This is a genomic window from Melittangium boletus DSM 14713, assembly GCF_002305855.1.
GTDB classification, from domain to species: domain Bacteria; phylum Myxococcota; class Myxococcia; order Myxococcales; family Myxococcaceae; genus Cystobacter; species Cystobacter boletus.
Genome location: NZ_CP022163.1, coordinates 8,551,817 through 8,574,296 on the forward strand (window position 1 = coordinate 8,551,817; position 22,480 = coordinate 8,574,296).

The 22,480-nt window shown below is 68.6% G+C and carries 17 protein-coding genes and 4 pseudogenes; 12 read left to right on the forward strand and 9 right to left on the reverse strand.

Features of this window, described 5'->3' with window-relative positions; all coding sequences use genetic code 11:
• The first annotated feature begins 48 nt into the window (after positions 1-48).
• The gene (locus MEBOL_RS35415; protein ID WP_245919145.1) at positions 49-1,368 is read left to right on the forward strand and encodes a PQQ-dependent sugar dehydrogenase; all 1,320 of its coding nucleotides are present in this window, start codon (positions 49-51) and stop codon (positions 1,366-1,368) included.
• Between the two features lie 50 nt (positions 1,369-1,418).
• Here MEBOL_RS35415 and MEBOL_RS35420 read toward each other — a convergent pair whose 3' ends face one another.
• The 4 genes from MEBOL_RS35420 to MEBOL_RS35440 form a co-directional block, all read right to left on the reverse strand.
• The gene (locus MEBOL_RS35420; protein WP_095983208.1) at positions 1,419-2,165 is read right to left on the reverse strand and encodes a hypothetical protein; all 747 of its coding nucleotides are present in this window, start codon (positions 2,163-2,165) and stop codon (positions 1,419-1,421) included.
• 14 nt (positions 2,166-2,179) lie between these two features.
• Entirely contained in the window at positions 2,180-2,770 is a 591-nt protein-coding gene (locus tag MEBOL_RS35425) for a hypothetical protein (RefSeq protein ID WP_095981547.1), read from the reverse strand.
• A gap of 295 nt (positions 2,771-3,065) precedes the next feature.
• Positions 3,066-3,404 (reverse strand): FmdB family zinc ribbon protein, encoded by a 339-nt coding sequence (locus MEBOL_RS35435; RefSeq protein WP_095981549.1) that lies wholly within the window; start codon positions 3,402-3,404, stop codon positions 3,066-3,068.
• A gap of 16 nt (positions 3,405-3,420) precedes the next feature.
• Positions 3,421-4,623, reverse strand: coding sequence for a hypothetical protein (locus MEBOL_RS35440; protein ID WP_170115657.1), 1,203 nt, complete (start codon positions 4,621-4,623; stop codon positions 3,421-3,423).
• Positions 4,624-4,851: 228 nt separating this feature from the next.
• Between MEBOL_RS35440 and MEBOL_RS35445 the strand changes: the two genes are divergently transcribed.
• Positions 4,852-5,295 carry a Fur family transcriptional regulator gene (locus tag MEBOL_RS35445; RefSeq protein WP_179956348.1) on the forward strand — a complete coding sequence of 148 codons (444 nt, stop codon included), beginning with the start codon at positions 4,852-4,854 and terminating at the stop codon, positions 5,293-5,295.
• Positions 5,292-5,819, forward strand: a complete 528-nt coding sequence (locus tag MEBOL_RS35450) for a peroxiredoxin family protein (protein WP_095981551.1) — start codon at positions 5,292-5,294, stop codon at positions 5,817-5,819. Before MEBOL_RS35445 ends, MEBOL_RS35450 begins: the two co-directional genes overlap by 4 nt.
• Before the next feature lie 9 nt (positions 5,820-5,828).
• Here MEBOL_RS35450 and MEBOL_RS35455 read toward each other — a convergent pair whose 3' ends face one another.
• Entirely contained in the window at positions 5,829-7,688 is a 1,860-nt protein-coding gene (locus MEBOL_RS35455) for a hypothetical protein (RefSeq protein WP_095981552.1), read from the reverse strand.
• Positions 7,689-7,849: 161 nt separating this feature from the next.
• On the opposite strand from MEBOL_RS35455, the gene MEBOL_RS35460 reads away from it, so the two are divergent.
• The 6 genes from MEBOL_RS35460 to mprF all read left to right on the forward strand — a co-directional run bounded on the left by MEBOL_RS35460 (position 7,850) and on the right by mprF (position 15,020).
• Positions 7,850-8,125, forward strand: a complete 276-nt coding sequence (locus MEBOL_RS35460; protein ID WP_095981553.1) for an FtsB family cell division protein — start codon at positions 7,850-7,852, stop codon at positions 8,123-8,125.
• Positions 8,126-8,130: 5 nt separating this feature from the next.
• Complete coding sequence (locus MEBOL_RS35465) at positions 8,131-10,287, forward strand: sensor domain-containing diguanylate cyclase (protein ID WP_095981554.1); 2,157 nt, start codon at positions 8,131-8,133, stop codon at positions 10,285-10,287.
• A 12-nt stretch (positions 10,288-10,299) separates the two neighbouring features.
• A complete protein-coding gene (locus tag MEBOL_RS35470) occupies positions 10,300-11,097 on the forward strand; it encodes a class I SAM-dependent methyltransferase (RefSeq protein ID WP_095981555.1) in 798 nt (265 codons plus the stop codon).
• A 30-nt stretch (positions 11,098-11,127) separates the two neighbouring features.
• The gene (locus tag MEBOL_RS35475) at positions 11,128-11,946 is read left to right on the forward strand and encodes a hypothetical protein (RefSeq protein ID WP_157823857.1); all 819 of its coding nucleotides are present in this window, start codon (positions 11,128-11,130) and stop codon (positions 11,944-11,946) included.
• 65 nt (positions 11,947-12,011) lie between these two features.
• Entirely contained in the window at positions 12,012-12,359 is a 348-nt protein-coding gene (locus tag MEBOL_RS35480) for a hypothetical protein (protein WP_095981557.1), read from the forward strand.
• Positions 12,360-12,467: 108 nt separating this feature from the next.
• Complete coding sequence (mprF, locus tag MEBOL_RS35485) at positions 12,468-15,020, forward strand: bifunctional lysylphosphatidylglycerol flippase/synthetase MprF (protein ID WP_157823858.1); 2,553 nt, start codon at positions 12,468-12,470, stop codon at positions 15,018-15,020.
• A gap of 340 nt (positions 15,021-15,360) precedes the next feature.
• Here the strand turns inward: mprF and istB are convergent, their stop codons facing one another.
• A complete protein-coding gene (gene istB, locus MEBOL_RS35490) occupies positions 15,361-16,167 on the reverse strand; it encodes an IS21-like element helper ATPase IstB (protein WP_095981559.1) in 807 nt (268 codons plus the stop codon).
• Positions 16,164-17,411 (reverse strand): annotated as a pseudogene (gene istA / locus MEBOL_RS35495) (IS21 family transposase). The gene istB and the pseudogene istA overlap by 4 nt, the downstream one beginning before the upstream one ends.
• A 154-nt stretch (positions 17,412-17,565) precedes the next feature.
• Here istA and MEBOL_RS44265 point away from each other — a divergent pair.
• Positions 17,566-17,988: pseudogene (locus tag MEBOL_RS44265) on the forward strand (AHH domain-containing protein); the annotation flags it as partial.
• A gap of 7 nt (positions 17,989-17,995) precedes the next feature.
• Here the strand turns inward: MEBOL_RS44265 and tnpC are convergent.
• Positions 17,996-19,448: pseudogene (tnpC, locus tag MEBOL_RS35505) on the reverse strand (IS66 family transposase).
• A 101-nt stretch (positions 19,449-19,549) separates the two neighbouring features.
• Here tnpC and MEBOL_RS43400 point away from each other — a divergent pair.
• Positions 19,550-20,302, forward strand: a pseudogene (locus MEBOL_RS43400) (AHH domain-containing protein); the annotation flags it as partial.
• 10 nt (positions 20,303-20,312) lie between these two features.
• Positions 20,313-20,651 (forward strand): hypothetical protein, encoded by a 339-nt coding sequence (locus MEBOL_RS41615; protein ID WP_157823859.1) that lies wholly within the window; start codon positions 20,313-20,315, stop codon positions 20,649-20,651.
• A 66-nt stretch (positions 20,652-20,717) separates the two neighbouring features.
• Here the strand turns inward: MEBOL_RS41615 and MEBOL_RS35520 are convergent, their stop codons facing one another.
• Positions 20,718-22,430, reverse strand: coding sequence for an HAD-IG family 5'-nucleotidase (locus MEBOL_RS35520; RefSeq protein WP_095981561.1), 1,713 nt, complete (start codon positions 22,428-22,430; stop codon positions 20,718-20,720).
• Positions 22,431-22,480 lie beyond the last annotated feature (50 nt).

A 22,480-nucleotide genomic window follows, 5' to 3' on the forward strand; every position in this document is an offset into this window, starting at 1 on the left:
GGCGGGGGGTTGTTAAGGCGTGCCCTCTCCCAGTCGAAGAGGGTGCTCATGACGATGTTGAAGAACGCCTTGCTCACGGTCTCCGCCGCGTCCCTGTTGTCGGCCTGCGCCCACGATTCCATCAAGACACCGACGCCAGACGACGCCCCGGCGACCCAGCCCCCGGCGCTGCCCGCTCCGGATACGAGCCACGACGTCAAGAACTACAGCGAGGTCATCGGCTGGCCCGAGGGCAAGACGCCCGTGGCGCCCGAGGGCTTCGGGGTGACGAAGTACGCCGATGGGTTCCAGAATCCCCGGTGGCTCTACGTCCTGCCCAACGGCGACGTGCTGGTGGCCGAGTCCAACACCGTGCCCAAGAACGAGGCGGCCCTGAAGGAGGCCCAGGCGTCCGGCAAGGCCGCCTCCCAGCGCATTGGCGCGAGCGCCAATCGCATCACGCTCCTGCGCGACACCAACGGAGACGGCTCGCCCGACGTGCGCGAGACGTTCCTCGAGGGCCTGAACCAGCCACTCGGCATGTTGCTGCTCGGCAACCGCTTCTATGTGGCCAACACGGATGGCCTCTGGCGCTATCCCTATGGGAACGCGCAGCTGTCCCTGCGCGACCCGGGCGAGAAGCTCCTGTCCCTGCCCGCCGGGGGCTACAACAACCACTGGACGCGCAACCTGCTCGCCAACGCGGACGGCTCGAAGGTCTACATTTCCGTGGGCTCGGGCAGCAACGTGGCCGAGCATGGCCTGGACAACGAGATCCGCCGGGCGAACATCCTGGAGGTCAACCCGGACGGCACGGGCGAGCGCATCTACGCGAGCGGCCTGCGCAACCCCGTGGGCATGGCCTGGGCCCCGGGCACTTCCACGCTGTGGACCGTGGTCAACGAGCGCGACAACCTGGGCGATGATCTGGTGCCCGACTACCTCACGGGCGTGAAGGAAGGGGGCTTCTACGGCTGGCCCTTCGCGTACTACGGCCCGAACGAGGATCCCCGGCTCGCCGGACAGCGGCCGGACCTGGTGAGCCAGACCCTGGTGCCGGACGTGGCGCTGGGCTCGCATACCGCGTCGCTGGGGCTCGCCTTCTACGAGCAGAAGGCCTTCCCCGAGAAGTACCAGGGCGGCGCCTTCATCGGGCAGCACGGCTCGTGGAACCGCTCGGACATCGTCGGCTACAAGGTGGTCTTCGTGCCCTTCAAGGATGGACGGCCGAGCGGGGAGCCCGAGGACTTCCTGACGGGCTTCATCGCCGACCGCGCCAAGGCCCAGGTATACGGCCGCCCGGTGGGGCTCGCGGTCCTGCCCGACGGCTCGCTGCTGGTGGCGGACGACGCGAGCAACACCGTCTGGCGGGTGGCGGTCCAGCGCTGAGGGCCACGAAGCGCCGCCCCGCGAGAGCGCGGGGCGGCGTCTCGCCAGGACTACTTCGCCGGTGGCTCCGGGGTGCTCTCATCGATGCGCGTCACCACGCCGTCGGTGAGGAACACCCGGCGCTTGCCTCCCGGGTACACCCACTCCTGATTCGTCCGTGGCCCATCCAGCGTGCGGCGGATGCTCTCCGGGGCGCCCCAGGACAGCTCCACCGCCGCCTCTGGCATGCCTTCCAGGACCCGTTTCTGCTTGAGGGCTTCCTGGAAGCGCGACGCGAACTTCGCCATCCGCGGCGCGGGATCCTTCGGCAGGAGGTGCCGATCCAGCTCCGCGAGGACGTCCTGCTTCGTGTCGAGCTGGGGCGGGAGCACCAGGATGACGGGCGCGCCGGAGGGTGCCCCCTCCACCCGCAGGTACACCCAGGGCTGGGTGCGCGGGGAGTACAACACCCGCTCCGCGATGGCCCAGGCGGTGGGGAACTCCACCTGGATCACCTGCACCTGCGTGCCCGCCGGCACCAGGGATTGGATGGGGCCGGGATTGATGGGCTGACCCTTGGTGTCGTTGAGCAGCCGCACCTCGTCGGGAGGGTAGGGCGTCAACAGCCGCTTGGAGGCATCCCCGAAGAAGGGGGTGATGTAGCTGGAGGCCTTCAAGTAGCGCACCGCGGCCGGGCCCGAGGTCACATCGCGTTGCAGCGACGAGCGGTCCTCCGCGCTGAGCTTGGTTTGACTCGCGCAGCCGCCGGTGGCCAGCGCCACGGGCAGCAACAGGGACAGGGCGAGGAGTCGTTTCACGCGGGGCACCCCGTTCAGAAGGCGAAGCCGAAGGCGCGAGTGGCCACGAGGGGCTCGTTGCGGCCGCTCGAGGTGTCCGCCACGAGGATGGCCCGCTGGCGCGTGGCCTCGACGATGCGCGCGCCGCCCGCCGTCTGGTAGGCGTCGATGCCCTGGATGACGTGCGAGGCGAGCAGGGCGAGGCCGCCGAGCCCCCAGAAGATGCCGCCCAGGGCGTAGTGCAGCACGCTGCTCGCGATGATGATGGCCACGTCCACCACGAGGAACAGGATGAAGCCGTTGGTGTCCGCGGCCAGCAGGTGACCCGTGCCGAAGCCGATGATGAGGCCGAGCACGAGCGCGAGCACCGGGCGGGTGTCCCCGCTCACGCCACCGCCGGTGTCCAGGGGCATGGGCGCGTCCATGAGGCCCAGGCGCGTGGCGTCGGTGAGGCGCAGGGCGGGCGTCTCCGAGGGCTTGAAGGTGGCCGCCAGCTCCATTCCCTCCAGGAGCCGTGCGTGGCGGCCTTCCCGGGTCTGGGCGAAGGAGATGCTGGGATCCGCGGCGGACGCGGACTCCACGGGGGTGATGGCGAACAGCGAGGCGAGCAATACGGGAACGAGCATGAAGGTGACCTCTGCGCGGAAGTGCGCGGGAAGTCGCCTCCTTAACTCATGGCGAGGGCGTCGGGGATGGGTTGTCGTTCACGCGCTGCCGCCGCTCGCCACAACCCTTCACCGGTGGACAGATGGGTCCACGGCCGTCGGGATCGGGCACGAGCAGGAAACGGCCCTGACCGCGAGCATCGGTCAGCTCTGGGTGGCCGCAAAGCACACAGTGGCGGGGGGGTCGCTTGGAGGGAGGAAAGGGCACGAGGACAAGTTTCCTCCCGCTCCCTCCCCCCCGCGACTTTTCCGCCGCTCAGCTCTTGGCGCTCGCGGCCGGCGCCGCGGGGGTGCTGCTGGCCGTGCTCGGCGCACTCGTGCTGGAGGAGGACGCGTCGCTGGAGCTGGACGCGCTCGTGCTCGAGGACGACGTGCTCGAGGACGACGAGCCACCGCTGGAGCTGGAGTTGGTGGAGCCGTAGAGGTCCTTGTACCAACCGCCGCCCTTGAGGTGGAAGCTGGAGCGGCTCACCACGCGGCTGAGCGAAGCCTGGGCGCCGCACGCGGTGCACTTCTCCGGCGTCGGATCGCTGATCTTCTGCAGCACGTCGATCGTCTTCCCGCAGGAACCGCAGGCGTATTCGTAGATGGGCATGGGACAGGGCCTCTTTCTAGGATGTGGAGTGGGGGGAAGAAGGTGTGCGCTTGAGGTGACCCTCGACCACGCCGAGGCGCTCCAGCGCGCGCAGCACCAGCTCCGAGGGCGCCCCGTGCTTGCGGCCGATCGCCTCGGAGAGGGCGCTGAGCGACGTCACCTCGGGCCCCTCCTCGCGCACCAGGACTTCCAGCTCCCGGCGCAGCATGTCGGAGAAGCGCTTCTTGATGCCCAGGTCGACGAGGTACTTCTCGCGCCCGAGCAGATCCAGCTTCTGGGTGAGGTGACGCCCGGTCAGGGCCTCGCGGCGGAAGCGCTCGCGCACGGCCTCGACCTGTTCGGAGATGCCGAGCTTGGCCTCGAGCTGCTTGAGCTCCGATGGGCTCAGGCCCAGCGCCCAGCCCACCCGGCCGGAGGCACCCCGGTGCTCGGTGAAGGCGGCGAGGATGGCCGCGTGCTCGCGCTCCTCCAGGGCATCCATCACCCCCTGCTCCTTGAGCACGGTCTCCATCTCCCCGAGTGTCAGCTCACCCCGGGCCCCGTTGTACTGCTGGGACAGGGCCTTGTGCAGGGCGAAGCGGTTCTCGTTGGACTCCATCAACCCCTCGAGGATGTCCTTGCCCGAGGAGCGAGTGAGCTCCTGGAAGCTCGACTTGGGGGCGTCCAGGCGGGTGAAGCGGCCGCGCGGCTTGGGCAGATCCCGCTTGAGGAAGCTGGGCCCCTCCTGCTCGTCGGCTTCCACGGCGGGCGGCTCGGCGGCGGCGCGCTTGCGGGGCGCGATGCGCGACTGGACCGTCTCGTTCGCCGGGAGGGATTCCCTCCGGGCGGGCACGTCGGGAGACGCGGCGCGGGGTGGGGGGATGGCGAAGGTGGGCACGTCGGGGGCGGGCGGAGCGGGCGGGCGCTTCTCCTCGTGGACGCGGGCCAGCTCGCGGACCACTTCGTAGTAGCCGCAGCCCTGCCGCGTCGCGGCGAGCGAGGGAGCCGTGCCGTGCAGCACGTCCACCACGGCGAAGGGCCCGAGGGGCGTGGCCCCGGGCTCGGCGTCCGTCAAGGAACGGACGCGGAAGTCGTCAGCATCGGCCAGCAGGGCGAGTGCCTCGCGGACCTCAGTGGGGGTTGCAGGCGAATGGGCTCGCCGGCAGTAGTCGGAGACGGCCACCGCCACGGGGGTGGGCACGTCATCGGGTTGCCGTTGTCTCTGCCAGGGACGGTTCATGAAAATCGCGGAAAAATGCTCGTTTACGAGGCCGGGTGCCTCTATCTTCGCTGGCGGACGGGTGTCAATGAATCCGACAGGCCCCAATCTAAACAGTCAGAGGCGGATGCAAGTCGGTACTACACCTGGACCGGGGGGCGTGCATCCCGCACGTTCCGCCGGTGGACACCCGCTGCCCGGGCACGGCAGCGTGGCGAGCCGGGAGGCAGGCGAGCTTTGAATCGGAACATGGACGAGGTGCTGCAGCATTACATGGCGCAGCACGGGTTGAAGAGCACGCGCCAGCGCACCCTCATCATCGACACCTTCTTCTCCGTCGGCGGGCACCTGTCCGTCGAGGAGCTGTGGAACAAGGTGCGCGAGCAGGACGCCAAGGTGTCCGTGGCCACGGTCTACCGGACCATGAAGCTGCTCGGGGAGTGTGGGCTCGCCCATGCCCGCAACTTCGGCGACGGGCAGACGCGCTACGAGGCGGCCGTGGGCCGTCACCATCATGATCACCTCATCTGCACCCACTGCGGCACCATCGTCGAGTTCGAGGATGAGCGCATCGAGCAGATGCAGGAGGTGGTGGCGCGCAAGCACGGCTTCACGGTGACGTCGCACAAGATGGAGCTGTACGGGCTGTGCCGTAATTGCCAGCGCCTGGGCAAGGCCAAGAGCGAGGCATGAGGCGAAGGGGGTTCCGGGCACTGGTGTGCGCTGGGGTGCTGACGCTCGCTGGCTGCCACCGGGGGCCCGAGGTGCCCCGGCTCACGGGGACGGGCTCTCCTTATCTGCGCGCGCTGTGGCTGCCGTCGGTGGGGCCCACCCCCTACGACTGGCGCCAGCTGCCCGGACGGGTGGTGCTGGTGTCCTTCTTCGCCACCTGGAGCTTTCCCTCCCTGGCCCAGTTGCCCACGCTCGAGGCGCTTCAGAAAGAGCGGGGCGCCCAGGGCTTCCAGGTGGTGTTGGTGGGGTTGGATCTCGACGGGGCGCGCACGCTGGCGCCCTTCGCCGAGGAATACGCCTCGCTCGGCATCCCCGTCCTGGTGTCCGATCCGGCCCTTCAGCAGGGTCAGAGCGCCTTCGGCCTCATCCCCGCGCTCCCCGCTTCCTTCCTCCTGGACAAGGAGGGGCAGGTCGCGGGGGCCTGGCAGGGCATGGCCGGCCACGCGGCGCTGTCCGAGGCCGTCCAGACGCTGCTGCGCCGCTGAGGCCGGGGCTCACGGCACCGGTTCGCCCGTCTTCTGCGTGTACCAGCGCTCGGGCAGCACCAGGCGGATGCTCGTGTTGCCGGGGGCCACCTCCACGCCCACGGAGACGATGCCGAGCTTCACCAGCAGCACCGCCCGGGTGGCGCCGCCCGCGCTTTCCGCCTGGCCGCGCAGCTCGAGTCCCTCTCCCCGGGCGCGCAGCGTGCTGAGCTTCGCGCCGCCTTCCCCCAGGGCCACCACGCCGGAGATCTCCAGGCCCTCCGCCTGGAGCAGGGGCGAGAGGAAGTGGGGAAACGCCCCCTGCTGGGTGAGCAGGGCGATGAAGGGCGCCGCGTTGGAGAAGCTGCCCGTGAAACGTCCCCGGAAGGAGGGGGGGGACATGCGCAGGGTGGCCTCGGGGAAGACGAGCGTGCCGTCCCAGTCTCGCGCGTTGTCCCTGCCCGTGCGCACGGACACGCCGCGCAGCAGCAGCCGGCTGCCGTGCAGGGTCACCTTGTCCTGGTTGAAGGCCAGCTTGTGCGCGTCCACGTCCATCAGCACGCGTCCCGTGATCCTCGCGCCGCCCCAGTGGGCCTGAAGCCCCTGGGTGCTCAGCGACAGGTGCCCCTCGCCCCCGCCATTCTCGGGGTTGGCGCGGGACGAGACCTCCAGATAGGCGCGTCCGGATTCCACCTGGAAGGAGGGGCCCAGCCACCCGTTGAGCATCCTCAATTCCAGGGGGTTGCTGCGCGCCGCGCGCAGCGCCACGTGGACGTCCGGCAGCGCCTCGCCCAGTCGCGGAGACCTCGCGCCCATGAGGACAACCACTTCGGGGGTCTGCAACGCCTGGTCCCGGCCCTTGCCGCCCTCCATCCGCACCGGCCCCATCGTGAACTTCAACCCCAGGCGATCCTCTCCGTCCTCGCGCGTGTGCACGTCCGCGTGGAATCGCCACGGGGCCTTGAGGCGCAAGGGACCCACGGGCATCTCGAAGGGCTCGCCCGAGCCTTGGAGCACGGTGCCCGGCGCGAGACGGCCGTCCTTCACGTGCAGATCCACCTCCACGCGGCCCGCGCCTCCCTCGGGAGACACGCCCTCGAGCCGGGGTAGCAGGTGTTGCAGCGAGCTGATGGCGGGGACGGTGGCGCTGAGCTGGAGCCGCCCACCGGTGAGGCCCGCGATGAGATCGATGCCCTCTTCTCCCTGGTAGCGCGCCTCGAGGGTGGCGCTCGCCGTGCCCTTCTCCACGTTCGCCACGGCGTCGCCTTGGACGAACAGCTCCCCCGGTCCGAGCCGCAGCCGGGTCTCGTGCAGGAAGATGCGCTCGCCGGACTCCACGTCCAGGGCGCCCGCTACCTCCTCGATGCCCGTGAGCCGGGCCTCATTCCAGATGAGCTCATGCACGCCGTGCACCCGCACCTCGTGCAGCAGGATCTTCCACCCGCCCGGCTTCTCCTTCTTCTTCTCCTCGGCGTCCTGGGTTCGTGCCCGTGCCTCGCCCGTCTGTTCCGGCGTCACGCTGTGGATGCGCGCCCGCAGGCCCCATACATCCAGGGACTCTGTCTTGAACTGTCGCCGGAACAGGGCGTTGAGGGACACATTCACCTCCGCCCGATCGATGTCGAGCCGCCAATGGCCGCCGCTCTTTTCCTCATGAAGCAAGACGAAGTTCTCCAGGTGGACGCGGCCGGGCACCACGCTGCTCGCCTTGCTCCAGCTCATCTGGGTGTCGGGGATGAGGTGGTTGAGCAGCCGGGCCAATCCTCCCGTGGCGAGCAGGGCGATGTAGACGAGCTCCAGCACGAGCAGCGCCAGGACTCCCCAGAGGAGTGGACGGCGCCAGCGCGCCGGAGGGCGGGAGACGGAGGAGGGGAGGGCGGCGGGAGGCATTCGGCTCGGGTGGGTGAAAGGGCGTCATGCTCGCAGGCCAGGCGCGGCGAGGCCCGCTTCCCGTGCGCCGAGTGTCCTGCGCAGGAAAGAGCGGCGGGCGCTACAGCCCTGGAGCGGAATTCTTGCCGGTCAGGTCGTCACTGGTACCTTGCCGCGCACTCATGACGGTGCGGCGAAAGCTCCTGGCGGTAGCGGCGTGCGTGGCCGCGCTCCTCACGCTGGTCTCGGCGTCGGATGCCAAGGGCTTCCGTCGCTACCTGAGCCTGCGCCAGGACGTCGAGTCCCTTCACGAGCGCAACCGCGCCATCGCCGAGCAGAACGAGCAACTGCTGCGCGAAATCAACGCGCTCCGCAACGATCCCGCGGCCCTCGAGCGCTCGGCGCGCGAGGAGCTCGGCTACATCAAACCCGGCGAGCTCGTCTTCCACCTGGAGTAGACCCCATGCCCTCGCCCCTCTCCGCCGTCTCCAAGTTGACGCGCTTCCTGGTGCGGGCCGTGCCCGCGGCGTCCGTGCTCTGCGCCTTCGTGCACCTGGCTCGCGGGGGCTTCCGTGGTCTGCACTCGCTCGGCTGGACGGAGGCCGCCCTCGTCCTCTTCCTGCTCGCCGGGCTCGGGGTGATGGGCTGGCGCCGCTTCACCCGCGAGGCCGTGGGCGCGCCGCTCTACCTTCGGGACGACGTGGAGCTGGGCGCGGTGTTCCTCGCCTCGGCGTTCCTCGTGGTCGCCCTCGCGGGCGGCGCCGCGTTTCCCCTCGTCTACCTGCTCATGGCGTGTCTGGTGGCCTTCCTGCCGCGCGTCGCGAGTGGGGTGCTGCTCGGCGTGGCGCTCGCGTTCGACGCGCTCATCGTCTTCCGGAGCCCCGAGAGCGGGCTCGCCACCTTCCTCATCCACGCCTCCTTCCTGTCGCTCTTCGCGGGCCTCAACCACCTGGTGCTCGCCGCGCGCATCGCCGCCGCCCGCCGGGCCGAGAGCGCCGCCGTGGACAAGCGCATCAAGGAAGTGGAGGAGCGCGCCCGCACGTTCCGCCTGGTGAACGCCGGCACCCACGACAACCCCCCCGACGAGAAGGAGCAGGAGAAGTGGCTGCTCGCGTCGGTGAAGGAGATCGAGGGCGCGGTGGGCGCGGCCCTGGAGATCGCCGAGACGGCGCTCAAGACGCACACCTGCGCGGCCTTCCTGCTCACCTCGGACGACAAGGGGCTCAAGCTGTACGACTGCCGCAGCGCCTCCGAGCGCGTGCAGCGCGAGCGCTTCAACGCGGGCGAGGGCGTGCTGGGCGGCGTGCTCAAGCGCCGGGCCCCGGTGCGCATGCACTCGGCGCATGGGCTCAAGGGGATCACCTGGTACGAGAGCGGCGCGCCCTCCGTGGGGGCCGTGCTGGCCGTGCCCATCATCGAGGGCGGCGGCCTGGTGCGCGGCGTGCTGATCGCGGATCGCCACACGCACAACCCCTTCTCGGATGACGACGAGAAGCTGCTCACCACCATCGCCGCCGAGGTGCTGCGCTCCATCGAGGTGGAGCGGGTGATGACGTACATCCGCAAGACGCGCGACGAGAAGGACCGGTTCTTCCGCGCCATCGAGGAGCTCAACCGCGCGGGCAGCCCCGAGCAGGTGTTCCTCGCCGTGCTGGAGAGCGCGCGGCAGCTCGCGGGGCTGGACTTCAGCGCCGTCACCATCGTGAGCGAGGTGGAGGGCAAGCGCGTGCACAAGGTGGCGCGCATGCTGGGCGTGGGCTCGGCGGGCAAGGCCATCGAGGGCACGACCTTCCCGGACAACAACGGGCTCGTCGCCAACGTGGTGCGCTACGGCGCGCCCCTGCCCGGGCGGGACTTGAAGGCCATGGACCGGCAGGTCATCTTCGACGAGGAGACGCAGGTGCGTGGGCTCGCGGCGTTGAAGATCTTCCCGCTCACGGCGGGTGACCGGATCCTCGGCACGCTGGTGGCGGGCTCGCGGCGCAAGACGGCGCTGGACCATGACGTGCTGCGCATGCTGGAGGTCATCGCCATGCAGGCCGCCCAGGCGGTGTTGCGCGCCCAGCTCTACGAGCAGATGGAGCGCATGGCCACCACGGACGGCATGACGGGCCTGTACAACAACCGCACCTTCCAGGCGAAGGCGGACGAGATGCTGGCGCACTCGCGGCGTTATGGGCGCAAGTGCTCGCTGGTGCTCACGGACGTGGACCACTTCAAGAGCGTCAACGACACCTACGGCCACCTCACGGGAGACCAGGTGCTCAAGGGCGTGGCGCGCATCCTCAAGCAGCAGGCGCGCGACACGGACATCGTGGCCCGCTACGGCGGCGAGGAGTTCGCCATCCTCATGCCGGAGACGGACCCCAAGGGCGCCAAGGTCATCGCCGAGCGCATCCGCGAGGCCATCAAGGCCGAGGTGTTCCAGACGGAAATGGGCCCGCTCAAGGTGACGCTGTCCCTGGGCATCGCCACCGCGCCGGACCACGGCGTGGACAAGCTGGTGCTGGTGGAGCAGGCGGACCAGTGCCTGTACTACGCCAAGCGCCACGGCCGGAACCAGTCCGTCACCGTCGCCGAGGCCCAGGGCGGCCGCAAGCTCCAGGCCGTCGAGGGCTGACGTACTCGCGCCATGAATGGGCCCGCGCGCATCCCCCTGGGCGTCACCACGAGTGGACAACCCGAGGTGGCGCTCGTCCAACGGGCCCGCGAGGCCGCGCGCGCCTGGGGCCTGCCCTTCGTGGCCCGCCGCAAGAAGCAGCCCCTGGGCCCCCTGCTCGAATCCGTCGCCGAGGCCCTGCTCGTCTTCGAGCGCGAGGGCGTGACGCTCTGGGACAAGGAGAGCTCGTTCAGCTTCAACCCCGGCATGGCCCACCTGCGCCGGCTGCGAATCCTCGACGGGCAGCGGGATGACGCCCTCGTGCGCGTGGGCGAGCTGCGCGCGGGAGACCACGTTCTCGACTGCACCCTGGGGCTCGGGCAGGACGCCCTGGTGGCGGCGCTGGTGGTGGGCCCGGAGGGCAGGGTGGTGGCCCTGGAGAAGAGCCTCGCCCTGTTCGCCGTCGTGTCCCAGGGACTCGCCGCCTACCCCTACGGCCCCGCATCCAGCCGCGTGGAGGCCCTGCACGCGGATTCCCACGCGTACCTGCGCACGCTGCCCTCGGGCTCCTTCGACGTCGTCTGCTTCGATCCGATGTTCGAGAAGCCCAAGAAGTCCCAGCCCGCCTTCGAGATGCTGCGCCGCTTCGCCGAGCATGCCCCGCTCACTCCGGACGTCTTGCGGGAAGCCCAGCGCGTGGCTCGGCGGTGGGTGGTGGTGAAGGGCTCCAAGTACTCGGAGGACCTGACGAAGCTGGGGCTCGAGGCCGAACCCGGCTCCCGCTACACCTCGGTCATCTGGGGCCGCGCGCCCGCGCTCGCCCCCAAGTAGGCTGTCACCCCATCCAAGGGGGTGCACCCGATGCGTGAAGCGTTGCGATGGTTGTTCGTGGTGGCGGGAATGTCCTGGTCGTGGGCCGCGTCGGCGGGGGCTCCCCAGCGGCCCACACCCGTCGATTGCGGAAGCGCCCAATGCGAGGGCATCCGGGAGATGAGGGCCCTGTTCAACGCCGAGATGGCCTACCTCCAGGAGCGAGACCTGTACTCGTCGGACCTGGCGGCGATTGGCTTCGCGCCTCCCGCGTGCGCGAATGGCTCGCGCGTGCCCGTGCCCGGGCCGGGTTGGGTGGCGGGCTGCCGCTTCGCCTACCGGGTCACCCAGGTGACGAAGAGCCCCGAGTCCCTCTCCTTCACCGCCATCGCCCAGGGCGGCACGGGAACCGAGGCCGAGGGAACCCTCCTGCAATTCAGCCAGACGTTTCCCGGGGCTCTCGTCTTCTGGGTCCAGCGAGACGGGGTTCGCCGCTACGTGGGCCTCGACGAGTGTCTGCCCGCGGAGTCCTTCACCTGTTCCGCTCAGATGCGCGAGGGGATGCAGAACATCCGGGCCCTGTTCACCTCGGAGCGCGCCTTCTTGCAGGAGAAGGATCGGTACTCGAGCAACTTCCAGGAACTGGGCTTCCTGCCCCTGGGGTGTACGGACCCCACGAGCCCAGCGCTTCCGGACGGCACGTGGATCGGCGGCTGCCGCTTCATCTATCACGTCGACCTGAAGTCCAACCCCATGGGCTTCACCCTCACGGCGCGCGCCGTGTCTGGCTCCATCCAGGGCACGACGATCAAGATGGAGGACTCCGGGGCCCTGACCGTGACGCCCGTGCCGTTCTCGGAGTGTTTCTGAAGGGAAGTAGGATGGGGACCTCACCCGGGGCGGAAGTCCTCCACCCCTTTCCGAGGAGTCGTCGCATGCGCCGTCTGAGCAATCCGTTGTTCGTGCTGGGTGTGACCCTGGGACTGATGGTGGCGTGTGGTCCCTCGGAGATGCAGGACGCGTCCGTGCCGGACGAGTCTGCGGAGCAGGTGGAGCAGGGCATCGGCACCACCCCGAACTGTGGACCCGGTGGGTCGCTGCAAGAGCAGGTCACCTGGACCACGACCTGCGCGAAGTGCACGGAGGTGGGCGGAGACGGCTCCTGGACGCCGGGGGCCGTTGGCCGCAAGGGCAGCCTCTACCAGCGGTGCTGCTTCAGCTGGGGTGAGTGCGGCGGCTGGCAGCTCATCCGCCCCGTGTGCAGTGCCTGTGAGTTGAACTGAGCCCAGGCACTGGAGGGCCGGGTTCCCGTTGTCCAGCGGGCACGGGAACGCGGCCACCGGGTGACACGCCTTGAAGGGTGGGGATGGGCGTCCCTAATGGGACGGATCATGACTCACCGTCTTCTCCGGGTCGCCGGCCCCCTGCTGGGCGTGGGGGTCCTCACCCTGGCCCTCAAGGCGCTGCACGAGGAGCTGCACGCCTACCACTACCGCGACATCGTCCATCAACTGGAGGCGTTGCCCTGGCCCCGGTTGCTGCTCGCGGTGGGGCTCGTGATCCTGAGCTATGGCGTGCTCACGGGCTATGACTGGATCGCCCTGCGCTACGTGGGCAGCGGCCTGCCGTACCGCACGTTCGGCCCGGCGGCCTTCATCGCCACCGCCGTGAGCAACAACGTGGGGTTCACGTGGTTGAGTGGCGGTTCCATCCGCCTGCGCTTCTACACGTCCCAGGGGCTTTCCACCGCCGAGGTCACCCAGGTGGTGGGCTACATCACCCTGAGCTTCTGGGTGGGCTTCCTCTCCGTCGGAGGGGCGCTGTTCCTGTTCGATCCTCCGCCCATTCCTCCGGAATTGCACCTGCCCCAAGTGGGCCCTCGGCTCATTGGAGGCCTCTTCCTCGGCGTCGTTCTCTTCTACGCGGGGCTCGTGCTCCTGCGGCGCGAGCCCGTGCGCATCCGGGGCTGGCAACTGCCCATGCCCACGCGCCACCACCTCATCTGGCAGGTGCTCGTGGCGGGAGGGGACTGGCTCTTCGCCGCCGCCACGCTCTACGCGCTCCTGCCGGGCCACGACGTGTCCTTCCATGCCGTGCTCGGGGCCTTCATCGTGGCGCAGATGTCCGGGCTCCTCAGTCACGTGCCTGGGGGCATCGGCGTCTTCGAGACCGTGGTGCTGCTCTTCCTGTCCGATCGCATCCCCAAGCCCGTGCTGCTGGGGACGCTCGTCGTCTACCGCGCCGTCTACTACCTGCTGCCCTTCGCGTTGTCGGTGGTGCTGATCGGCCTCTACGAGGTGGGGCAGCGCCGGGCCCAGGTGCAACGGCTCGCCGGTTCAGCGGGCCGCTGGGCCTCGTCGCTGCTGCCCAACGTCTTCGCCCTGGCCACCTTCACCACGGGGGTCTTCCTCCTGGTGTCGAGCGTCACTCCGGCGCTCGATGGCCGGTGGGCGTGGGTGGACCGTGTCGTGCCCCTGCCTGTCCGGGACGTGTCTCACCTGTCGAGCGGCCTGGTGGGGGCGGGGCTGCTGCTGCTCGCGCGCGGCATCCAGCGGCGACTGGATGGGGCCTATGTCCTGACCGTGGTGCTGTTGGGGGTGGGGGCCGCCGTGGCGGTGCTGCGGGGTGGAGAGTTCCGCACGGCGCTCGTGCTCGCGGTGCTGTTCGTGTGCTTCCTGCCGTGTCATCGCGAGTTCTACCGGCGCTCCTCGCTCCTGCACGAGCGCTTCACCGTGGGGTGGGTCCTCGCCATCCTGGCGGTCCTGGGGGCCACGTCCTGGCTGGGCTTCTTCGTGCATCGGAACGCGGAGTTCTCCAGCGAGCTGTTGTGGCGCTTCGTGCTGCATGGGGACGCGCCGCGCTTCGTGCGCGTGAGCGTGGGCGCGGCGGTGGTGGTGGGAGTCTTCGCCGTGGCGCACCTGCTGCGCGCGCTTCCGTCCCAGCCCGAGCGTCCGTCCTTGGATGACCTGGCCACCGCGCGGGACATTGTCTCGCACTCGCCCGATGCCTTCGCGCATCGCGCCTTGCTGGGGGACTTGACCCTGTTGTTCAACGCGTCGCGCACGGGCTTCGTCATGTCCACCCACCAGGGACGCGGTTGGGTGGCGCTGGGGGACCCCATTGGTCCCGAGCCAGAGCTCGCGGGACTCGCGTGGCGGTGGTTCGAGGAGGTGGAGCGCCACAATGCGATCCCGGTGTTCTCCGCGGTACGGTCCGAGCACCTGCCGCTCTACATGGAGCTGGGGCTGTCGCCGCAGAAGGTGGGCGAACAGGCACGGGTGGCGCTGCGGGACGGAGCCCCGGAGGACTCACGCCAGGAGTGGGAAGGGTGTGGCTTCGAGGTCATTCCTGGAGAGGGAGTGGGCGCGTGGCTCGCGGAACTCGAGCGGGTGGCCGAGGACTGGTGCTCGCGTCGGGGACGCGGGGACGTGGGAGCGCTCGACGCACGGGCCCTGGCGCTCGGGCCGGTGGCCCTGGTGCGGCGCGAGGGCAGGGTGGTGGCATTCGCCAGCATGTGGACGGGCGCGGACCGCGAGGAGGTGTCCGTGCGCCTGTTGCGCTTCTCCGCCGAGGCGCCCGTGGGCGTGATGGACTGGCTCGTGGAGCGGCTGCGCGAGTGGGGGCGTCGCGAGGGCTACCACTGGCTCGATCTGGGGCTGACCCCGTCGGCCGATGCCGAGGAGGCCTCGCTCTCGCCGACATGGAGCCACCTGAGCACCTGGCGCTTCGTCCACGGCGAGCACTTCGAGGACCTGCCCTCCCTGAGAGCCTTCAAGCAACGGTTCCAGCCCCGCTGGGAGCCGCGCTATCTGGTGTCTCCGCCGGGGCTCTCGCTGCCCTCGGTGCTCGAGGACGTGGCCGGCCGTGTGAGTGCCGTGCGCTGGGTGGGGCTTGAACTGGGCGGTGATTCCATCCTTCGCCACCCGCCGCGCATTCCATCTTGACCAGGATGTTGGACTCGCGTGTTAGTCGCCGGTCTCGCGCTCGTGGGCGCAGGAGCTGGAGGACGACATGAAGTTGCACTGGGGGGCGTGCTGCTGCTGGGGTACCTATTGGTGGGCTGTGCGACGACGCGGGTCGTGCGCCTGGACACGGGAGAGGGCGCGCCCATCGTCTACACTTGTCAGGCGACAGGAATTTTTGACCCCCTTACGTCACTAAAACTGACCCCCTCCCGGGCTCGTTGTTCTACGTCGAGATGCTCCGTCGTTCTACTGCGGATGTCCGCCGGAGCGCGCCCTCGCTGCTTCTCGAGCGAGGGCGCGCGGAGGCGGCTTCCGAGGCTCAGCGCCCGGGTTCTGCTCCGGCGTCAGGGGTCTGCGGCGAGCCACGGCCCAGCAGCCCGGCCTTGCGCTTCTGCCGCAGCCGGTAGCTGTCGCCTTGAATCAGCAGCGTGTGGCTGTGGTGCAACAGTCGGTCGAGGATGGCCGCCGCCAGCACGTCATCGCCGAAGACGCCGCCCCACTGGCCCACCAGCTGATTGGTGGTGAGAAGCAGGCTGCCCTTCTCGTAGCGACGCGCCACCAGTTGGAAGAAGAGGTGGGCACTGCGCTTCTCGAAGGGCAGGTAGCCCAACTCGTCCACCACCAGCAGCTTGGGCTTGGCGAAGTAGTTGAGCTTGTCCTTGAGCACGCCCTCGCTTTCGGCCTTGGCCAGCGCCGCCAGCAGTGCCGTGGCGCTGGTGAAGAGCACCGAGTGTCCGCTCTCCACCGCCGCGCGGCCCAGCCCAATCGCCAGGTGCGTCTTGCCCACGCCCGGTGGGCCGAAGAGCAGCACATTCTGCGCCTGGGCGATGAAGCGTCCCGTGGCCAGCTCCCGCACCAGCTTCGCGTCCACCGAGGGCTGCGCCTTGAAGTCGAAGTCCTCCAGCGTCTTCACCGCGGGGAAGTGCGCGATTGTTATCCCCATGCTCACGCGCTTGCGCTGCTTGGCCCCCATCTCCTCGCTCAGCAGCGCGTCGAGGAAGTCCAGGTACGTGGGCTCGCCGCGTGCCGCCTCCGCCAGCAACGCGTCCAACCTCTCGGCCAGGTGTCCCAGCCTCAGCCGCTCCAGGTGCTCGCGCACGCGCGCGTGGACCAGCTCGTGGCTCATGCCGCACCTCGCCGCGCGCCCTGCTCCACCACCGCCGCGTAGTCCTCCAGCGAGCGCCCGAGCGCGCTCAGCTTGCCGCCGCTGCCCTCCACGGGCTGCACGGCGCGCGCTCGCCACAGGCCCTCCCAGTGCGCCTCGTCGACGACTCTGCCATGCGGCTCCTTGCCCCGCGCGTGGGTGGCCACCAGCACTCCGGCGTGGAAGATGCGCACCTCGCTGTCTCCCACCTGCACCTCGACGCTCTCGCGCACCAGCCGGTGCGGCACGCTGTAGCGCACCGTGTCCACGTCCACCAGCGCGTCGTTGGCCACCTTGCGCTTGAGCCTCTGCTGACGACGCGGCAGCGCACGCGCGGGCAGCGCTCGCAGCGCCGCCTTCTCCTCTCGCTCGAACCTGTCCAGGGGCCGCTCGTGCGTGGTGCCGTGCACGCGCATGTCCGCTTCTGCCATCCACTCGGCCAGGTGCCTCTCCAGCTCGCCGAAGGAGTCGAACTCCCGGCCCGCCAGCGCGTTGCGCTTGACGTACTTGACGCCCGACTCCGTCTTGCCCTTGGTGCGCGCGCGGTACGGCCCGCACGCCTTGGGCGTCACGTCCCAGTCGCGGCAGAACTCCACCCAGCCCGGGTGGAAGCGCACCGTGCCGGCCCGTCTGTCGTGCTTCTCCACCAGGGGCCGCGCGTTGTCCCCCAGCACCTCCAGCACCACGCCTCCGAAGTGCACGAACGCCGCCGCCACTCCCTCTCTCCAGTCGTCTCCGCGCTGATTGAGGAAGGCGCGCACGAACAGCCGCCGCGAGAAGCTCAGCACGGCCACCAGCAGGAACACCTTCACCCACTGCCCTCCCAGCCGCACCTTCTTCTCGCCGAAGTCCACCTGCATCTGCTGCCCTGGCTTCGTCTCGAAGCGCACCGTGGCCACCTGTGCCGCGTGCTCCTGTCGTCGCTTCTCCTCCACCGCTCGCTGCACGGTGCGCACGCCTGCCTCCACGCCCTCCTGCGCCAGCAGCGCCTTGACCACCACGGCGTTGCCCTCCGCCGCTCCCGTCCACAACTCCACCGCTCGCTGCTGCTCGGCCTAGGTGAGCCGCCTCGCCTTGGGCCTCACCTGCTTCTCGGCCGCTCGGCCCGCGCGCACGTAGCGCCGCACCGTGTTGCGCGCCACGCCCACCTCGCGCGCTATCCGCTTGTGGCCCCAGCCCGCCTCCGCCAGCACGCGGATGCGCCGCACCACTTCCTGCTCCACCATCGGCACCTCCGCCGCGCGGGGTGCCACAACTTCCGCCGTCTCTTCCATCGCACTGACCTCCCAAGTCCAGGGGCTCTGGAAGGGGGTCAGTTTTAGTGTCGCGAGGGGGTCAATTTTGCTGTCGCTCTACAACACTCCGCCGAAGAGTCAGCACATCGGGATTGGCGAGAGCGAATTCCAGAAGGCGATGACTCAGCTCGTGCTGGACATGCGCTTCTCTCTTCGTCTCGAGGAAGAAGGGATCCCGCGCGTCCGGCTCGCCTTGTGGGATGCATCGCCTCATGTTCAGGACGAAGACCCTGGTGCAGGGTGCTCCCGGCGGGAACATCCGGGCGAGTGTTTCTCCCTGTTGGATGACGGCTTTACCTTTCTGGACGCCAAGGCACGGCGGAAGATGGCCCTGTCCTTCGCCTGGGATGGGGTATGGCGAGGGGTTCAGGATGCCGTGAAGGAGGTTGTCCATCCGCTCGCCTTCAAGGCGATGATTACCTCTGCGATGGCAGCCTACATGCTCCTCGTTGTGGCGCCCGAGCCTTTGACGAAGCTCGTGGCCATCGCTCTGACAACCGTAACCGTTCACCGACTCAGGCTGAGGCCGAGAGTTGGACCGAGGCATGAAGGGGCAACAACGAGGGAGTCGAAAGGCCCCGTCGATGTGCGTGGAGGGTGTCCGTCAGGAAGTCCAGCACGCCTCGCCGTTGCAACTTGAGGGTGGTAACGGTCGTGAGGATTCGTTCCACGAAGAGGCTGCCTTCGGGGCCTTGCGTGCCAAAGGATGTCTTCCTGTACATGACCGCGTGACGCAGGCACCTCTCGGCGAAGTTGTTTGTCGGCTCCACCTCCGGTATGTCGACAAATGTCCACAGGCACTTCTCCCACCGGAGGATTTCCCGTGCCATGCCGGCTGTTTTCTTCTGCGCGCACACCGCGGCCCGGCGCAGCAGTCGGCCCACTTCGCGCTCCACCTCGGGCATCCTCTTCTCGAAGTCCTCCCGTGCCATCGCGCACCCAGTGGTACCAGGTGAAGAAGCGCTCGACTTGCCGCATCAACGCCTCGCCAAGCGGCCCTCCCTCGCCGCCCCGCTCGATGAAGCCCTGGAAGTCGCGCAGCAGGTGGGCCCAGCACAACTGCCTCAGGCCCGGGTCATACCATGCGTACGCGCTCCACCTGTCACTGCCCAGGATGCCCGCGAAGTCTTCTCCCAGCAGCGCACGCGCTACCTTGGCCCCGCGACTCCGAGCGATGTGAAAGACAGCCACCAACGCCGTGGCCACCAGCCACAGCCAGGCACGTTGGCCTCGGCCTTCCCGCCGCCCCTCCACCCACCCCGTCTCGTCCGCGTGCACCCTGTCGGCGGCCTTCACGTACTCGCCAGCCTCGCGCACCGCCGGGGCGAGCGCCTCGGCCATTTGCCCTTCCAGATTCACCACACTGCCCACTGACAGCCGCACCCCCACCATGTCCGACAGCGCGTCCTTCACCAGTCGTTTGGACAGCCGGTACTTGCCCACCAGCAGACTGGCGAGCGCGCCCAACCTATCTCCGAAGGCACTGCTGGCGTACCCGGGCACTTCCTCTCGTGTCACCGTGCCGCACGCGCCGCATTCCAGCGCATGGCTGCGATACTCCGTGACAACGGCCGACAGCGGCGGCACCTCCACCACCTGATGGCGGCGCGGCTCCACGTCTCTTCCCTCCAGCCGACGCCCACAGTCCTTGCACTCCTTGGGCACCAACTCGACGACGTGCCGCACCTCTTCGGGCGGCAGCAGCTCGCGCTCATGCTTCTTGTGTCCGGGCTGGCCCCCAGGACTTCGGCCCGTTGGCTTCTTCGGCTGGCGCCGGGCTCCAGGGCCGTCCGAGGAAGGCGGCTTGGAGGAGTTACTCGAGTTCTGGCTCAGGCGCGCCTCCAACTCCGCCACACGCGCAGTGAGTGCTTCCACCTTCGCCATCAACTCCGCTATCCGCGCGTCTCGCGCGGCCACCATCGCTTCCAGTTCCGCAATCCGCGCGGCTCGGGAATCCACTTCCGCCATGTCTCTGCTACACCACGTCTCCCGTCCCCTCGTCCAGCACTACTTCTCCCGTTACCTCCTTCCTGCCTCCTCCTCAACCGAGCCGGGGCGGTGAACGGTTACTGACAACCTACGTCATCGCATACGTCGGCTTGGATGCCTTCATGAGCCTCGTAGAGGGATGGCAGCGCTTGTCCGCGGACTCGGAAAAGGCAATGTCCTTCGAGGAGTTGGAAGACGCGGGGCACCACTTCGGGAAGGTGATGGGCGTGAACGGGGCGCGAGTTTTCATTCTGGCGCTGACGGCGGCTTTGGGTGGAGGGGCGGCGAATATGGTCTCGAAAGGCCCTATGCTTCCTGGCTTCGCGAGAGCGGCACTGGCGGCTGAAACCAATGCGGGCATCCAGATGTCTGCGGCGATGACAGGAGGCGTTCGCTCTATTTCCATCGCCGAGGGCGCCATGACCGTGGGGCTCGCACCCACCGCGGTGGCCGCGGTCGTGCAGGCAGGCAGTGGCAACGCCACCATTGTTAGCGGCTCAGCGCAGACAAATTCATGGACCAGTAGGACAAGTCCTGGAGGGACCAAATACCGATTCAATACTGGCCACGGTTACAACCGACCTCACGAGCGTCCAGATGGCAGCAGCAAGAGCTTCAGTGGCACAGGACTGACTGCCGACGAAATTGAAACAGCCATCATGCAGTGGATGGAATCCTTCAGGGCATCAGGAGGCACGCTGCCGGTTCCTGGCACTCCCAGTTTCAATGGTCCATTCCAGGGCTCCGTCATCACTGGTTCGCATCCCGTGGGCTTCAGAGCCGTGATGCTGAATACTGGCGAAATCGCGGTATCGACGTACTTCCCTTTGTGAGGTGGAGTCCATGGCCAGTCTTTCGGAGTTGTTCTCACTCATACCTGACACGCCTGGTCCTGCGAGAAGCGAGGCGGAGTATCGATTCATCGAGTCCCTCACTTTCAGCTCATCCAAGGACATCGTTGATTTTCTGGATGAGGTGTATGTGCGCGACTTTCCAGCGCTTCCTGTCTGGATCCGGAATCTGGCGTTTCGTCTGGCGTGCCTTCAGGAGCCCGAAAACCCGGTGCTGCTTCGGAAGGCGGCCGCGGACCTGGAGTGCTTCGGACCGGATTGGGATGTCCATGTTGCTGAACTGCGTCAACGCGCGCAGTGGTTGGAGAGTCGCAACTCGGATGCTCCATGAGGCCTCCATGCGGCGACCGGGGATGATGTGCCGCCTCGACTGGATCACGCCCGGAGTTGGGGACGCTCAGCCGTCGCCGGGGGCGGGGCCCTCTCCGCCCTCGGGCGACAGCTTCGCGCTCCACGCCCCCGCCTGCTCATGGGGCATCAAGTCCCGGGGCGAGCGGTAGTACTGCAACGGCGAGTCATGCAGGAAGTTGGAGACCCGGCTCGTGTACAGGCACGCGTAGCGCTCCACCTGCTCGCCGAAGCGGCTGTTCTCGCTGCCTTCCTTGAAGAGCAGGCCCCAGTACGGATTGAAGCCTTCCTCCACCTCCCGCTCGAGCGTGTCGGCGATCTCCGTGGCCTCGCGCAGCGCCCAGCGCAGCTTGTCCAGCTCCGCCTTGATGCGCCGCCGCTCCGCTTCCACTTCCTCCTGATCCTCGGGCTCCAGCTCCCCTCGCTCCAGCCTCCGGTCCAGCGCGTTGAGCAGGCCCTTGTGGTCGGCCACCGCCTCGTCCAGGCGCTCGCGCGTCAGCTCCACCTCGCTCAGCTCCGAGATGCGCTCGCGCTGGCCCTCCGTGTAGGTGAGCTCGTCCTCGATCTCCTGGACGATCATGCACGTGCGCCACAGCGACGTCTTCTTGGACTTGAGGATGTCGCCGAAGATGTGGTCGCCCACGTAGAGGATGCATTCGCCCGCGCGGTGCGTGTACTGCTCGAACTGCACGAGGTTGCCGCCCTGGTACACCTTGCCGCGCTCCAGACTCGTGGCCTCGCCCAGCACCCGGGCCTCCTCGCCGGGACCCGCCACCTCCAGCTCCAGGAAGGGCCGCTGCTCGGCGAAGAAGGCGGGCTTGGCGGCCAGCGTCACCACGTAGTCGAAGTAGTTGCGCCAGCTCGCGTACTCCGCCATCTGGCCGTCCAGCAGGTAGCGCATCACCGCGTCCGTGTAATCCCACGCCGAGTTCGTCAGCAGGAACAGCCGCTTGCCCCCCGAGCGCAGCTTGTGCAGCGCGGGGCCCAGCTCGGGATCCTGGAAGACGTAGCGCGACAGATCCTTGCGCACCTCGCGCTTGAGCGAGTTGTCGCGGTGCACCTCGTCGATGGCGGTGCGGATGTCGTCGTACAGCCTGCCGTAGTCCACGCGCTGACCGAGTGACTCGAGCAATTCGATGATGCCCGCGAAGAGCCACGCCTCGGGCAGGGCGAAGAGCGTGTCGATCCACGCGAAGCGCGGATCCTTGAGCCGCACGCGCTGATTGCGGTAGAGCGCGTGCCATGTCTCGCGCTGCAGGGGGCGCATGCCATGCCATGCCCGCCCCACGTAGCCGAAGCGATCCATCTTCAGCAGGTTGCCGTTCGCCCTGTCGACGGCGAGCCCGCGCATCACGAAGTGGTGGTCGTACTGCAGGTGGCCGATGACGGGCGGGTAGCCGCGCTCGCTGATGAGCTTGGCGAGCGTCATGTCATAGGCGAGCTGCTCGAGCCGGCGCATGTGGTAGATGGCCAGCGTGTAGTCCATGTCGAAGCCGACCAGCTCGATGCCCGACATGCGCAGGTTGCGGTTGACGAAGATGTCGCGTGCCCGGGACAGGGTGCTCGGGCGGCTGCTCGGCGCGTTGAGCAGCTGCGTGAGCTGCGTGTCCGCGAAGAGGCTCTGGGCGCGGCGTTCGGCTTCCTCGGCGTGGGCCCGATTGCGCGAGGAGCGGAAGCTGCCGTGCAGGGGATCCGGTGTCGTCGGACTGCCGGGGATGGGGGCGGTCGGAGAGAGTTTCGGAGACAAGGGACACACAGACATACCACGCCCTCCCAGGGGGGCACCATGTACCCCGGGGTGCGGTGAACTGT

What these genes read in the sequence shown, in the direction of transcription:
- mprF (WP_157823858.1), top strand. Translation starts at nt 12,468, where the DNA reads ATGACTCACCGTCTTCTCCGGGTCGCCGGCCCCCTGCTGGGCGTGGGG.
- MEBOL_RS35475 (WP_157823857.1), top strand. Translation starts at nt 11,128, where the DNA reads ATGCGTGAAGCGTTGCGATGGTTGTTCGTGGTGGCGGGAATGTCCTGG.
- MEBOL_RS41615 (WP_157823859.1), top strand. Translation starts at nt 20,313, where the DNA reads ATGGCCAGTCTTTCGGAGTTGTTCTCACTCATACCTGACACGCCTGGT.
- MEBOL_RS35465 (WP_095981554.1), top strand. Translation starts at nt 8,131, where the DNA reads ATGCCCTCGCCCCTCTCCGCCGTCTCCAAGTTGACGCGCTTCCTGGTG.
- MEBOL_RS35470 (WP_095981555.1), top strand. Translation starts at nt 10,300, where the DNA reads ATGAATGGGCCCGCGCGCATCCCCCTGGGCGTCACCACGAGTGGACAA.
- MEBOL_RS35425 (WP_095981547.1), bottom strand. Translation starts at nt 2,770, where the DNA reads ATGCTCGTTCCCGTATTGCTCGCCTCGCTGTTCGCCATCACCCCCGTG.
- MEBOL_RS35435 (WP_095981549.1), bottom strand. Translation starts at nt 3,404, where the DNA reads ATGCCCATCTACGAATACGCCTGCGGTTCCTGCGGGAAGACGATCGAC.
- MEBOL_RS35445 (WP_179956348.1), top strand. Translation starts at nt 4,852, where the DNA reads ATGGACGAGGTGCTGCAGCATTACATGGCGCAGCACGGGTTGAAGAGC.
- MEBOL_RS35520 (WP_095981561.1), bottom strand. Translation starts at nt 22,430, where the DNA reads ATGTCTGTGTGTCCCTTGTCTCCGAAACTCTCTCCGACCGCCCCCATC.
- MEBOL_RS35480 (WP_095981557.1), top strand. Translation starts at nt 12,012, where the DNA reads ATGCGCCGTCTGAGCAATCCGTTGTTCGTGCTGGGTGTGACCCTGGGA.
- MEBOL_RS35460 (WP_095981553.1), top strand. Translation starts at nt 7,850, where the DNA reads ATGACGGTGCGGCGAAAGCTCCTGGCGGTAGCGGCGTGCGTGGCCGCG.
- MEBOL_RS35455 (WP_095981552.1), bottom strand. Translation starts at nt 7,688, where the DNA reads ATGCCTCCCGCCGCCCTCCCCTCCTCCGTCTCCCGCCCTCCGGCGCGC.
- istB (WP_095981559.1), bottom strand. Translation starts at nt 16,167, where the DNA reads ATGAGCCACGAGCTGGTCCACGCGCGCGTGCGCGAGCACCTGGAGCGG.
- MEBOL_RS35450 (WP_095981551.1), top strand. Translation starts at nt 5,292, where the DNA reads ATGAGGCGAAGGGGGTTCCGGGCACTGGTGTGCGCTGGGGTGCTGACG.
- MEBOL_RS35415 (WP_245919145.1), top strand. Translation starts at nt 49, where the DNA reads ATGACGATGTTGAAGAACGCCTTGCTCACGGTCTCCGCCGCGTCCCTG.
- MEBOL_RS35440 (WP_170115657.1), bottom strand. Translation starts at nt 4,623, where the DNA reads ATGAACCGTCCCTGGCAGAGACAACGGCAACCCGATGACGTGCCCACC.